9 protein-coding genes are annotated in these 13,744 nt (G+C 76.9%); 5 read left to right on the forward strand and 4 right to left on the reverse strand.

The genetic code is table 11. From position 1 onward, the window contains the following. Nucleotides 1–4: 4 nt before the first annotated feature. From PH190_RS26260 to PH190_RS26275, 4 genes are all read right to left on the reverse strand, one after another. Nucleotides 5–3,706 (reverse strand): ATP-binding protein, encoded by a 3,702-nt coding sequence (locus PH190_RS26260; protein ID WP_274234492.1) that lies wholly within the window; start codon nucleotides 3,704–3,706, stop codon nucleotides 5–7. Continuing rightward, a complete protein-coding gene (locus tag PH190_RS26265) occupies nucleotides 3,703–5,025 on the reverse strand; it encodes a sensor histidine kinase (protein WP_274234493.1) in 1,323 nt (440 codons plus the stop codon). Before PH190_RS26265 ends, PH190_RS26260 begins: the two co-directional genes overlap by 4 nt. A 73-nt stretch (nucleotides 5,026–5,098) precedes the next feature. Then, on the reverse strand, nucleotides 5,099–5,764 hold the full coding sequence (locus PH190_RS26270; RefSeq protein WP_274234494.1) for a response regulator transcription factor: 666 nt from the start codon (nucleotides 5,762–5,764) through the stop codon (nucleotides 5,099–5,101). After that, complete coding sequence (locus PH190_RS26275; protein ID WP_274234495.1) at nucleotides 5,755–6,336, reverse strand: histidine kinase; 582 nt, start codon at nucleotides 6,334–6,336, stop codon at nucleotides 5,755–5,757. The genes PH190_RS26270 and PH190_RS26275 overlap by 10 nt, the downstream gene beginning before the upstream one ends. Before the next feature lie 197 nt (nucleotides 6,337–6,533). Between PH190_RS26275 and PH190_RS26280 the strand changes: the two genes are divergently transcribed. The 5 genes from PH190_RS26280 to PH190_RS26300 all read left to right on the forward strand — a co-directional run bounded on the left by PH190_RS26280 (nucleotide 6,534) and on the right by PH190_RS26300 (nucleotide 13,742). Then, the gene (locus PH190_RS26280; RefSeq protein ID WP_274234496.1) at nucleotides 6,534–9,014 is read left to right on the forward strand and encodes an Hsp70 family protein; all 2,481 of its coding nucleotides are present in this window, start codon (nucleotides 6,534–6,536) and stop codon (nucleotides 9,012–9,014) included. A 102-nt stretch (nucleotides 9,015–9,116) separates the two neighbouring features. Continuing rightward, on the forward strand, nucleotides 9,117–10,307 hold the full coding sequence (locus PH190_RS26285) for an ATP-binding protein (RefSeq protein ID WP_274234497.1): 1,191 nt from the start codon (nucleotides 9,117–9,119) through the stop codon (nucleotides 10,305–10,307). 239 nt (nucleotides 10,308–10,546) lie between these two features. Next, nucleotides 10,547–10,882: a GroES family chaperonin gene (locus PH190_RS26290; protein ID WP_274234498.1), complete on the forward strand. Its 336-nt coding sequence runs from the start codon at nucleotides 10,547–10,549 to the stop codon at nucleotides 10,880–10,882. After that, nucleotides 10,879–12,864: a VanW family protein gene (locus tag PH190_RS26295; RefSeq protein ID WP_274234499.1), complete on the forward strand. Its 1,986-nt coding sequence runs from the start codon at nucleotides 10,879–10,881 to the stop codon at nucleotides 12,862–12,864. The genes PH190_RS26290 and PH190_RS26295 overlap by 4 nt, the downstream gene beginning before the upstream one ends. 74 nt (nucleotides 12,865–12,938) lie before the next feature. Next, nucleotides 12,939–13,742, forward strand: coding sequence for a DUF1206 domain-containing protein (locus tag PH190_RS26300; protein WP_274234500.1), 804 nt, complete (start codon nucleotides 12,939–12,941; stop codon nucleotides 13,740–13,742). Nucleotides 13,743–13,744 lie beyond the last annotated feature (2 nt).

The following is a 13,744-nucleotide window of genomic DNA, read 5'->3' on the forward strand; positions in this document are numbered from 1 at the left end:
CCACTCAGCGCCCGAGCCGGCCCCGGAGCTCGTCGCAGGTGCGCAGGGCGGCCTGGGCGGCGACGCGCAGGTCGCGGGTCACGCCGGGGTGGGCGAGGCGGAGCTGCCAGTACCCCCGCTCCGCGGCGACGGCCTCGCGCAGGGCGGCCGGGTCGGCGGTCGACGGCAGCCCGAGGCGCCGGTGGGGCGCGTCGCCGTCGCCGCCCCACAGGCGCTCCGCCCGTTCCTGGTCGGCGGGCGCCAGGCGGAGCGGGTGGGCGAGCAGCTCGACCTCGACCAGCGCGTGGGTCCCGACCCGCAGGCCCTCGAGCCGGTGGCGCAGCCGGTCGGTGCGCGGGTCGCGCGGGACGTCGCGCGGGACGTCGCGCAGGAGGAGCTCCAGGGCCTCGACGGCGGTGCGCGCCCGCAGCACCTCGGAGCGGAGCACGAGGCGGCGCTCGACCGCGGCCGCCGACCACCCCAGCGACCCCGCGGGCACCAGCGCGTGGGGCAGGGGCGGGCGCGGGATGTGCCCGGTGCCGGTGAGCACCACGATCCCGTCGGGTCGCGCATCGTCGACGATGACCGCCCCGCGCGCGAGGTGGTCGCCGATCATCGCCCTCAGGGTCACGCCGGGTGCCAGGGCGGCGCCGGAGCGGACGGTCAGGCGCAGCGGGCCCTCCAGCCGCGCGCGGACCTCCGCGACCCGCGCGCCCGGTGGTGCCGCCGCGGGCCACACGCCCCGGGCCTCGTCGAGGATCTCGCGCACCCGGTCGAGCAGCACCTGCCCCGCCGACGGCGGGCCGGGCGGGACCGCGCGCAGGGGCGCGCGGGGGGCCGGGACCGCGGCCAGCGGCGTGAGCGCGGTGACCGGCTCCCGGCGGGGCTGCGGCATCGTCGGCGCGGGCGCCGTGGGGCCCGGGTCCTCGTCGGCGGGCTCGTCGGGCGGTTCGTCGACGGCGGGCGTCCCGGCCGCGGGCTCCTCGGCGGGCTCCTCCGTGGCGGGCTGCTCGCCCGCGGGCTCCTCGACGGGCTCCTCCGTGGCGGGCTGCTCGCCCGCGGGCTCCTCGACGGGCTCCTCCGCGGCCGGCTCCTCGGCCACCGGCTCCCCAGCGGCCGGCTCCCCAGCTGCCGGCTCCCCCGCGGCCGGCTCCCCAGCGGCCGGCTCGTCAACGGCCGGCTCGTCGTCGACCGGCTCGTCGTCGACCGGCTCAGCCGACTCGGGTGGCCCGGGCTCGCCGGTCGTCGGCTCGTCGGGCTCGCCAGGCCCTGCTGCCTCCGCCGCGCCCGGCTCACCACCCGGCGCCTCGTCGGGCAGGCGGTACACCGTCGTGGTCGCGGTGGCGGAGACCGCCGACGCCGGGAAGGCGTCCAGCGTGAACCCCGTCAGCGTCAGGGTGCGGGAGTCCAGGAGCGAGGGCCCGAGGACCTCGGTCCCGTCCTCGACCGGCGGCTCGGGCTCCGGCAACGGCGACGGTGCCGGAGCCGGAGCCGCCTCGGCAGGCCCGGACCGGTCGGCCGGCCCGACCGGCACCCGCCCCTCGACGGTGGTGCCGCGCCCGGGCGCCGCGTCGAGGCTGATCGTGCCGCCGGCGCGCCGGAGGCGGGTGCGCAGGTTGCGCAGCCCCGCGCCCGCCCCGGCCGACGTCGCGGGGTCGAAGCCGGGGCCGTCGTCGGTGACCCGGAACTGCAGCACGCCCTCCGCCTCGCCGACCCACACCGTCACCGCCGCCCCCGGCGCGTGCTTGCGGGCGTTGTTCACCGCCTCCAGGCAGCAGAAGTAGACGGCCGTCTCGACCTCGGGGGCGAAGCGCCGGTCGTCGGCGAGCTCCGAGGTCAGGCGGACCGGGGGCTCGGCGCCGTGGAGGTCGGCGGCCAGCGCCGGCACGACGCCGCGCTCGGAGAGGACGAGCGAGGAGACGCCGGTGGCGGTCTCGGCGAGCGTCGCCTCCGTCGTCGCGACCCGCTCGAGGGCGTCGGCGAGCCGCTCGCGCGCCGTCTCGAGGCGCCCGGCGCGCAGGTGGTGTTCGACGAGGCCGAGGCCCAGCCGCAGCGACACGAGGTGGTGCTGGGCGCCGTCGTGCAGGTCGCGCTCGATGGTGCGCCGTTCGTGGTCCATCTCGGCGACGACCTGGCGGCGCGAGGCCGCGATCTGCTCGGCGTGGGAGACGGCGGCGCGCAGCTGGCGCTCGAGGTCGATGCCGAGCCGGCCGGCCTCGAGCACCGGGCTGAGGCTGTCGGCGACGTCGGCGAGCAGCCGCCGGCGCTCGGCGTCGAGGCCGGCGCCCGCCCCGCGGTCGACGGCGAGCGTGCCGATCCGCTCGTCGCCGCGACGGACCGTCACCTCGAGCCCCTCGTCCGCGGTGCCGTCGTCCGTGTCCTCGTCCTCCGAGCCCGCCGCGGCCCAGCGGTAGGTGCGGTCGCGCAGGCCGGGCCGGGTGACGGTCAGCCGGCACCAGCGCGCGCCGAGCCCGACGCCGACGGCCTCGGCGATCGCCGCGACGTCCGGGCCCTCCTCGTCACTCGGGCCGGTGAGCGCGACGATCCCGGCGAGCGCGCTGTAGGGGGTGGGGCGCCGGCCGTAGAGCAGCTGGTCGACGACCCGCTCGATCCGCGCCGAGAGCACCGGGAACAGCGCCGCCCCGACGACGACCGCGAGCACCAGCGCGGCCGCCTCGCCCACGACTCCGGCCAGGGCGGCCTGGGTCACCGCGACCGTGCCGCCCGCGACGACGACAAGCACCGCCACCGCCAGGCCGCGCCCGAAGCGCCGTTCCGCCGACCAGAGCCGGGCACGGTCGGCGGCGATCAGCACGGCGACGGCGATCGCCACCGACGCGACCCGCGAGCTCCAGAACAGGGGCCCGGTGGGGGCGTCGGCGCCCTGCGCGGTGGGGTCGACCAGCTCGAGCCCCCCGCGCCCGAGCACCAGCAGGACCGCGGTCATCACCCCGAGCACGGCCGTCGTCACCGCCGCGGCGAGGAGGACGCTGACGACGAGCCGTACCTGCGTGCGCTGCTCGGCCCCGAGCCGGCCGGAGCGCTGCCGGTGGGTGAGCGCGAGCAGGCCCGCGCCGGGCACGACCGCGCCGAAGAACAGCACGCAGCTCACCGTGTGCGGCAGCAGCGCCGTCCCGACCCCGACCACGAGCAGCAGCGCGCTCCCGCCGGCGACCACGAGGCGCCCGCTCGCGGTCCCCGCGTCGACGCCCGGACGGCCGGTGGGGTGCAGGAGGAGCGCGACGACGTAGGCCAGGCACGCGACGCCGTGCAGGACGACCTGGTGCACCCCGCCGATCTCGACCCCGACCGCCTCGCGCGCCGCGGCCGCCGCCGCGTGGGCCTGCAGGTTGAACGCGCCCGCCGACCCGACCAGCGCCACCACCAGCCAGCGCGCGACCCACCAGCGCGGGGCGCGGCGCAGCAGGGCGACGGCGAGGACGATCGCGGCGAGGCTCAGGACGTAGTCGACGACGGCCTGCCCGCCGGGCTCGCTGCGCGCGGTGGCATCGGCGATCGCTCGGGCCCAGCTCCCCGGGTCGGCGGCCGGATCGGCGAGCCCGGGGACGACGGGGGCGAGGGCGACCACCGCACCGAGACCCAGCCACGCCAGCGCGAACAGCGAGGTCAGACCCAGGAGCACCGCCCACGCGAGCGTGGCCGGGCGTGGCCCGCCGCCGGTCCGCGCCGGTGCCGTCGCCTCGGCGGGGGCGGCCGTCGCGGTCACGGCCGGCTCCCGACGACGTCGGGCTCGATCACCGGCTCGAGCGCGTCGGGGACGGACGCGACGAGGCGCAGGCGTCCGTGGTCACGTTCCACGTGGAGCCGGCCCCCGAGGGCGGCGAGGCGGTCGGCGTCCTCGGACACCGCGGCGCGCAGCTCGTCGACCCCCTCCTCGCCCCCGTCGTCGACCGCGCCCACCAGCACCGCCAGCCGGCCGTCCTCGTGGGTCAGCACCGCCTCCACCGGACCCTCGCCGGCGCGCTCCGCGAGGTGGGCGAGCGCGGCGGCGGCGACGTAGTAGAGCCCCGACTCCACCTCCCACGCGAGGCGCTCGGGCAGCCGCCCGACGATCGAGGTGGCGCGGGGCAGGTCGGCGGCCATCTCTTCCAGCGCGCCGACGGGACCCTGCGCGGTCAGCACCGTCGGGTAGACGCCGCGCACGACGACGCGGAACCGGTCGATGAGGTCCTCGAGGCCCTCCAGCGCGCGGGTCAGTGCGGGCCCCGCGGTGTCGGCGTCGTCGGCGTCGAGCGCGACGCGGGCCTCGTCGAGCGCCGCGCGCAGGGCCTCGAGGCGGTCGGTCGTGAGGTGCGCGAGCTCGGTGACCAGGCGCCGGCGCTCGGCGTCGCGGGCGCGGGTGAGGCGGCGGCGGGACGCGGTGAGCTCGCGGCCCAGGTCGTCGGCCCGCGCCACCCGCGCGGCGAGCCGGGCGTTGAGGTGCGCGCCGCGGACGAGCAGGCCCGCGCCGGCCGCGACGTCGCGCGCGAGGCGCCGGTCCGCGGGCGTGATCGCCTGCCCCGGTTTCTCGAGCACGAGCACCGCGCGCAGCACGTCGCCGGTGCGCACGGGCACGGCGTGGTCGACCTCGGGGCGGGCGAGCAGGGCGGCGAGGTCGGGGACCGGGTCCGCGCGGCCGTGCCCCGGGACCGGCGCGAGCCCGTCGTCGACCGCGAGCCAGATCGCGGCCCGCCGCGCCCGGGTGCCGTCGGCGAGGACCTGGGCGAGCCCCGCCAGGGCGGCCTCCAGCGACTCCTCGCCGCTGCGGGCGCCGGCCGCGGCGAGGGCGGCGTACGGCGAGACCGGCCGGGGGTCGAGGCGGGCGGCGAGGCGCTCGAGCGCCGGGCCCCCGAGCCGCAGGACGGCGACGGCGACCGCCGCCCCGAGGAACGGCGCCCACACCGTCGCGGGCCCGGGCGGCAGCAGCAGCGCCGACGCGGTGACCACGGCCCCGAGCACGAGCACCACGACACCGGCGGTGATCAGGGGCCGAGCGAGGTGGGCGCGGCCGGGCGCGGCACCGACCGTGCCCGCCGTCCCGTCCATCGCGCCCCTCCCCCGGCGTGAGGCTAGGGCGCCCGAGGGGCGGGTCAAGGGCTCGTCGCCCCGCGCCCCGCCCTCAGCCGTCCTCGCGCTGCGCGCGCAGGTAGGTCAGGACCGCGAGCACGCGACGGTGGTGGGCCGCCGTGTCGGCCTGCAGCCCGAGCTTGTCGAAGATGCTCGCGATGTGCTTCTCGACGGCCTTCGGCGTCACGAACAGCTGGCCGGCGATGCCGTTGTTCGAGCGGCCCTCGGCCATCAGCCGCAGCACGTCGACCTCGCGCTCCGACAGCGCCGCGATGAGGCCCTTCCGGTCGCCCTGCGGCTTCTCGACCAGCCGTTTCGCCAGCACCGGCTCGATGACGATCTCGCCGCTGTCGATCCGGGTCAGCGTGTCGGACAGGACGTCGACGCTGCCGACCTTCTCCTTGAGCCGGTAGCCGACGCGCTCGGTGCCGATGCCCAGGATGCGCATGAGGTAGTGCGACTCGGCGTAGTGCGAGAGGAAGAGCAGCCCCATGTCGGGGTGGAGCGCGCGGAGGCGCTCGGCGGCGGTGAGGCCGCCGTCGGGCTCGGGGGGCATCCGGATGTCGAGGATGGCGACGTCCACCGGCTCGGTGGCGAGCAGCCGGACGATGGCGTCGCCGTCGGCCACCGAGCCGACGATCTCGTGGCCCGCGGCCTCGAGCAGCATCTGCAGGCCCTCGCGGAAGAGGGCGCCGTCCTCGGCCAGGGCTACGCGCACGGGATCCTCGCCGTCACCACGGAGCCCGCGGCCCCCACGTCGGTCCGCCCGCCGAGCGAGCGCGCGGTCTCCTGCAGGCGCCCGGTGGCGTCGGGCTCCACGCCGGTCACCGCGAGGACCAGCTCGTCGCCCTCGCGGCTGATGGCCACCTCGACCGCGGGCGCCCCGACGGGCAGCGCGGCGAGGCACTCGGCGAGCGCGAAGTACGTCGCCCCCTCGAGGGCCGTGCCGAAGCGCTCCTGGGAGTCGACGATCGCGACCGGGGCGTCGGTGTGCTCGGCGACCTGGCGCAGCGCCGGCCCGAGGCCGGCCTCGTCGAGCAGGGGCGGGTAGAGCTTGCCGGCGAGGTTGCGCAGTTCCTCGAGGACGGCGTGCAGCTCGTCCTGGACCTCGCCGATGCCGTCGGCGAGCGCGGGGTCCTCGCAGCGGTGGCTCATGAGGCCCAGGCGCAGGGCGAGCGCCGAGAGCCGCAGCGCGGGCCCGTCGTGCAGCTCGCGCTCCAGCCGCATGCGCTGGTGCCAGGCGTCGTCGGGGCCGCCGGGGAGGACCGTGGGGAGCGGGTCCGGTGCCATGAGGACAGCGTGGCGCGTCGCGCACCGCGCGTGAGGGGTGCCCACCCGAGAGCGAGGTGGGGTTTACCCCCTTGCCCTGCCGCTCCCGCGACCGTCCGCGACCGGATCGGCCTCCTCGCTGATCCTTCGGCCCATCGTCCTCGGCTTTCTCGGCGACAGTCGTTACGATCCGTAGCAACAGCGGGAGGAGGCACCCCGTGTACAGCCTCGGTGTGGACATCGGGACGACCTTCGTGGCGGCCGCGATCGCCCGGGACAAGGTCGAGATGTTCAGCCTGGGCGACCGGTCGGTGGCCACCCCCGCCCTGGTCTACCTGCGCGAGGACGGGTCGCTCATCACCGGCGACGCCGCCGCCCGCCGCGCGGTCAGCAACCCCGACCGGCTCGGGCGCGAGTTCAAGCGACGCCTCGGCGACCCCACGCCGGTGATGCTCGGGGGCACGTCGCAGCCGGTCACGACCCTGCTCGCGGCGCTGCTGCGCGACGTCCTCACCAAGGTCACCGACACCGAGGGTGGCAAGCCCGACCGCGTGCTGCTGACCCACCCCGCCAACTGGGGGCCCTTCCGGCGCGGCCTGTTCGAGGAGGTGCCGTCGCTCGCGGGCCTGGACAACCCGCCGACCGTCACCGAGCCCGTCGCGGCCGCCGCGCACTACGCCTCCTCGCACGAGCTGCGCGAGGGCGAGGTCCTCGCGGTCTACGACCTCGGCGGCGGCACCTTCGACGCCACCGTGCTGCGCGCCCGCGACGGCGGCGTCGACATCCTGGGCTCGCCGGAGGGCATCGAGCGCCTCGGCGGCGTCGACTTCGACGAGGCCGTGCTCGCCCACGTCAACCACGTCTCCGGCGGGGCGCTCGACGACCTCGACCTCCGCGACACCCAGACCTCGGTCGCCCTCGCCCGCCTGCGCCAGGACTGCGTGCTGGCCAAGGAGGCGCTCTCGGTCGACACCGAGACCGTCGTGCCGGTCTTCCTGCCCGGGCGCCACTTCGACGTGACGATCACCCGCGCCGAGTTCGAGGACATGGTCCGCGCGCCGCTCGAGTCGACGGTCGGCGCGCTGACCCGCACCCTGCGCTCGGCCCACGTCGACCCCGCGGAGCTCAGCGCGGTCCTGCTCGTCGGCGGGTCGTCGCGGATCCCGCTGGTCGCGGAGATGGTGGCGGCCGAGATCGGGCGACCGACCCTCGTCGACACCCACCCCAAGTACGCGGTGGCCCTGGGCGCCGCGACGCTCGCCGCCGCCGAGAGCGGCGGCCGCCCGGGCGCGGCCCCGTCCCGCCCGGCGCGGGCCGTCAGCGGTGCCGCCGGTGCCGGGGCGGCCGCCCGTCCCCGCACCGGCCCGCTGCCCGCCCAGACCGCCCAGCCCGCCGCCACCGCGGTCGCCCCGGTCGCCCCGGTCGCCCCGCCGCCGGAGGGCGCCACCACCACGATCAGCGCGAGGTCGCCCGGCAGCTCCCCGACCACCGAGCCCCGGCGCGACGCCGGCGGGACACACGAGCCCGCCGTCGACGAGACCCCGACCGGCCCGATCGCCGTGCCCGCCGTGCCCGCGGGCCGCGGCGGCGGGTCCGGCGCCGGGACCCCGCCGCCGCGGCGGCCGGGCGGCCCGGGCGGCGGCGACCGGCGCCGGGCCCTCGCGCTCCTCGCCGGCGTGCTCGTCGTCGCGGTGCTCGTGGGCGTCGCGGTCGCGGGGTACCGGCTGCTCGGGGGCAGCACGCGGCAGTCGGAGGCGGCCGAGGCCCCGGTGCCGACGCAGATCGTGCCGAGCGTCCCGATCCCCACCCTGGGCACGCCGATCCCGGTCGGCACGACGCCCGGGTACGCGCAGGTCTCGCCGAACGGCCGGCTGGTCTACGTCGCCAACCGGGCGGCCGGCGTCGTCACCGTCGTCGACACCTCGGTGAACGCGGTGACCGCCACCATCCCGATCACCTCGGGGCCCCCGCAGTACGTCACCTTCGCCCCGGACGGCCGGCGGGTCTACGTCAGCGTCTTCGACGACGCCCGCACCATCGCCGCGGTCTCGGTGCTCGACACCACGACCAACCAGGTCGTCGCCACCATCCCCGTCCGCACCCGGCCCTTCGCCGCCGCGGTGACGCCCGACGGGTCGCGGCTCTGGGTGCCGAACCACGACTCCGGCTCGATCTCGATCATCGACACGGCGTCGAACACGCTGGTCCGCGACGTGCAGGTCGCCCCCAACCCGCACTGGGTGGAGTTCTCGCGCGACGGCACGCGGGCCTACACCGCCAACCACGAGTCGAACCTCGTGTCGGTCCTCGACACCGCCACCTCCGCCGTCGTCGCCGAGGTCCCGGTGGGCACGAGCCCGCACAGCGTCGCCGTCCACCCGACCCGCCCGCTCGTCGCGAACGTCAACTACGACAGCGACGAGGTCACGATGATCGACACCACCACGAACACGGTCGTCGCGCGGGTCCCGGTCGGGGCGAAGCCGCAGGAGATCACGTGGGCGGCCGACGGCCGCTTCGCCTACGCGGTCGACAACCGCAGCAACACCGTCTCGGTGATCGACGCCGGGACGATGGCCGTCACCGCGACCCTGCCGACCCCGCCCGGCCCGAGCAGCATCGCCGTCACGCCGGACGGGCGCACCGGCTACGTGTCGACGATCCAGGGCGGCGTGCTCGCGGTGCTCGACCTGACCTGAGGCCGTCTCTCCGGCGACACGCCGATCGCGGTTTCTCGCGAGGTATCGGGCGGGCGCTAGAGAGGCCCATACGCTCCGAGGAACCGCTCCTCGGAGGTGGGCATGGACCCCGTCCGCAACCCGTACGCCCCCGGCGCGGGCCAGCGCCCGCCCGAGCTGGCCGGGCGCGACCGCGAGATCGACGCCTTCGACGTCGTCCTGGAACGGGTGGCGCGCGGGCGCCCGGAGCGCAGCCTCGTGCTGACCGGGCTGCGCGGGGTGGGCAAGACGGTGCTGCTCGGCGAGCTGCGGTCGATGGCGGTGCGGGCCGGGTGGGGCGCGGGCAAGCTCGAGGCCCGCCCGGACGCCGACCTGCGCCGGCCCCTGTCCGCGGCGCTGCACCGGGCCGTGCGTGACCTCGCGGTCCACCACCGCGCCCCCGACCGGGTCGAGGAGACCCTCGGCGTGCTCAAGGCGTTCGCGCTCAAGGCCACGCCGTCCGACGCCAAGATCAAGGACCGCTGGCAGCCGGGCATCGACGCGCCGGTGCGCCCCGGCCGCGCGGACTCCGGCGACATCGAGATCGACCTCGTCGAGCTGTTCGGGGTGTGCGCCGAGCTGGCCGCCGACGTCGGGGTCGGCATCGCGCTGCTCATCGACGAGATGCAGGACCTGCGCGTCGACGACGTGTCCGCGCTCTGCGCCGCCTGCCACGAGCTCTCGCAGTCCGGCGCGCCGCTCGTCGTCGTCGGCGCCGGGCTGCCGCACCTGCCCGCGGTGCTCTCGGCGTCGAAGTCCTACTCCGAGCGGCTCTTCCGCTACGCGAACATCGGTCAGCTCGACCGCGCCGACGCCGACCTCGCCCTCACCGTGCCCGCCAAGCGCGAGGACGCCGAGCTCACGCCCGCCGCGCTCGACGCCCTCTACGAGGTCTCGGGCGGCTACCCCTACTTCGTGCAGGCCTACGGCAAGGCGGCCTGGGACGCGGCGGTGCAGAGCCCCATCGACGCCGACGACGTGCGCATGGCCGCGCCGGAGGCGGGCGCGGAGCTGGCGGTGGGCTTCTTCGGCTCCCGCTACGAGCGCGCGACGCCGGCCGAGCGGGAGTACCTGCAGGGCATGGCGGAGCTCGCCGAGGGCCGCGACGAGCCGGTGACGACGGCCGCGCTGGCCAAGCACCTCGAGCGCAAGCCCTCGTCGCTCTCGCCGGCGCGCGACAGCCTGCTGCGCAAGGGCCTGGTGTTCTCCGCCGAGCGCGGCTGGATCGCGTTCACCGTCCCGCACTTCGGGCGCTTCCTGCTGGGCCGTGACTGAACCGCTCCTACTCCGGACGAGTGAACTGTGCGGGGTGCGGTAACACCGTCCGCGGGGCGTCCGACATCCCCGGCGAGCCCCGTGGCGCTGCCGGACCCCCGACCTGGCAGGGCCACGGGGCCTTCCACGTTCCGGGCCCTGTCCGGCCCCTGGTCCGGCCCCTGAGCTGTTCGTCAGCTCCGGTGAGGGCATCCGGCCCTGCGCCCCGGCCCGTCCGGGCCTCCCCGTACGATCCCGGCGTGTCGGATCCCAGGCTGGAGATCCAGATGCTCCACGACCGCGTGATGGTCGCCCCCGTCCAGGGCGAGGGTGAGCGGCGCAGCAGTGGGGGCATCGTGATCCCGGCGACCGCCCAGCCCGCCAAGCGTCTGGTCTGGGGCGAGGTCTACGGCACGGGTCAGCACGTCCGCAGCGTCGCGGTGGGCGACCGGGTGCTCTACGGCCAGGACGACCACTTCGAGGTCGACGTGTCCGGGCGCTCCTTCGTCGTGCTCCGCGAGCGCGACCTGCACGCGGTCGCGAGCGCGACCACCGAGTCGACGAGAAGTTCGAGCGGGACGGGGCTGTACCTGTGAGCTCATCCGGCGGGCGCACGCCCGAGGAGACCACCGTCGACACCGACGGGGCGGTCCGGGACGACGAGCCGTCGGGCGCGCTCGACGAGCCCACCCGCGCGATGGCGGAGGACCCGGCAGCGCCCGCCGAGCCGGCCGCGACGACCGACCCCGAGCGCACCGCGTGGATCCCGGTGACCGACGAGGCGTCGGGCGGGAACGGGACGCCCCCCGGTCACGGGGCGCACGAGTCGTCCGACGGCGGGCGCCGCCGCCCCCTGCTCATCGGCGCGGCCCTGGTCGGCCTGCTCGCCGTGCTCTACGTCGGCGACCTGCTCTTCTCCTCCACCGACGTGCCGCGCGGGGTGGCCGTCGCCGGGGTCGAGATCGGCGGCATGAGCAAGCCCGAGGCCGAGGAGGCCCTGCGCACCCAGCTCGCCGGGCGCGCCGCCGAGCCGGTGGCCCTCCAGGCCGGCCCGAGCAGCGCCACCCTCGACCCGCGCGCCGCGGGCCTCGAGCTCGACGTCGAGGGCACCATCGCCCGCGCCGGGGAGCAGCCCTTCAACCCGTGGACGCGCCTGACCTCGCTGTTCGGCACCCGCGACGTCGCGCCGGTCTCGCGGGTCAACGGCTTCGCGCTCGGGCAGGCGCTCGACGCCGTCCGCCCGCAGCTCGACCGCCCCGTCGCCGAGGGCACGATCCGCTACGAGGGCCTCGAGCCGGTCGCCGTCCCGTCGGTGCCGGGCTCCGTCGTCGACGGGGCCACGGCGGGCCAGGCCGTCATCGACCACTGGCTCGACCCGGCGCCGGTGGCGCTGCCGGTCACCGAGACGCCGGTGACGGTGACGCCCGAGGGCATCCAGCGCGCCATCGACGGCTTCGCCCGCCCGGCCGTGGCCGGGCCGCTGACGGTCGTCGGCGACGCGAAGAACGCCACGGTCACCACCCGCGCGATCACCTCGTTCGTCCGCTTCACCCCGGACGGCCAGGGCGGGCTCACGCCCGGCATCGACCAGCCGGCGGCCATCGCGGCCGTCGAGCCGCAGCTCTCGACCACCGAGGCCGAGCCCAAGGACGCGACGCTCGCGTTCACCGGCACCACCGCCGAGGTCGTGCCCGCGGTCGTCGGCCGCGAGATCGACTGGCCGCGCACGTTCAGCGGCGTCGTCGAGGCGCTCGGACGTCCCGACGGCGAGGCACCGCCGGTGTTCACCCCGCCGCTCACGCCCCCGGGCGCCGAGCCGGTCGCCCCGCCGCCCCCGACCGGGCGCGCGATCAACGCCGTCTACACGACCACCCCGCCGCGGGTGACCACCGAGTCGCTGCAGGCCCTCGGCCCCGCCGAGATCATCGGCGAGTTCACCACCCGCGGCTTCAAGCCCGACTCGGGCCAGAACATCCGCCGCGTCGCCGAGATCGTCAACGGTCAGGTCATCGCGCCGAACTCGGTGTTCAGCCTCAACGAGGCCTCGAGCCCCCGCAACGAGGCCAACGGCTTCGTGCCCGCCGGGATCATCGACGACGGGGCCCCGGGCCGCGGCGTCGGCGGCGGCGTCTCCCAGTTCGCCACGACGCTCTACAACGCGGGCTACTTCGCCGGCCTCGACGACGTGGCGCACCAGGAGCACAGCTACTACATCAGCCGCTACCCGGCAGGACGCGAGGCGACGGTCTTCGAGGGCTCGATCGACCTCAAGCTCGGCAACGACGGGCCCACCCCGGTCTACATCCGCACGCAGTGGACCCCGTCGTCGATCACGGTGCAGCTCTACGGCATCAAGCGCTTCGACGTGACCTCGGAGCCCGGGCCGCGCAGCAACCCGATCCCGCCGGGCACGCGCGATCTCGGCGGCAACCCGGAGTGCACCGCCTCGCAGGGCTCCGAGGGCTTCACGATCACCGACACCCGGGTCCTGCGTGACGTGCGTACCGGCGAGGTCCGCCGGGAACCACGCACCGTGCGCTACGAACCCCAGCCCACCGTCACCTGCAACGGCCAGTGACCGCGGCCGCCGGCTCTCCCGACTCGACCGACTCCCACGGCTCCGGCGGCACCGCCGGTCGGGTCCGTGACTCCGTGCAGGGCGACGGTGAGGGCGAGGCCCCGCACCGCGCCGTCGAGCTGCTCGGACGCGTGGGCCTCGCCGGCTACGGCCTGGTCCACCTGCTCATCGGCGTGATCGCCGTCCAGATCGCGGTACGCGGCGGCGGGCAGGCCGACCAGCAGGGCGCCGTGGCCGCCCTCGCCGCCGAGCCCTTCGGCTTCGTCGTGCTCATCGTCATCGTCGTCGGCCTCGTCGCCTTCGGGATCTGGCAGGGCCTCGCCGCCGCCACCGGGTTCCGCTGGGCCACCGGGTGGGCCCGCACCCAGCGCCGCATCGCGGCCGGCGCGACCGCGGTCGGCGTCCTGTTCGTCGCCCTCGTCGCCGTCCAGCTCCTGGTCACGGGGTCCTCGGGGTCGAGCAGCGGCGGGTCGCAGCAGACGACGGCCGGGCTGCTCGCGCTGCCCGGCGGCCGGTTCATCGTCTTCGGCGTCGCGCTGGTGGTGCTCGTGATCGCCGGGGCGACGGCGTGGACGGGGATCCGCGGCTCGTTCGCCGAGGACCTCGCCTGGTCGCGGTTGCCGAGCGCCCTGCAGAAGCCCGTGTACTGGCTCGGCATCGCCGGGCACGTGCTGCGCGCGATCGCGTTCGCGGTGATGGCGGTGCTGTTCGGTGTCGCCGCGGTGCGCGCCGACCCGGGACAGGCCGGCGGGCTCGACGCGGCGCTCAAGACCCTGGCGGCCCAGCCCTTCGGTCCCTGGCTGCTGATCCTCGTCGCGCTCGGCTTCGTGTCGTACGGGGTGTACTGCGGCGCCGACGCCTGGGCCCGCCGCATCTGAGG

Source organism: Actinomycetospora straminea, from assembly GCF_028737255.1.
GTDB classification, from domain to species: Bacteria; Actinomycetota; Actinomycetes; order Mycobacteriales; family Pseudonocardiaceae; genus Actinomycetospora; species Actinomycetospora straminea.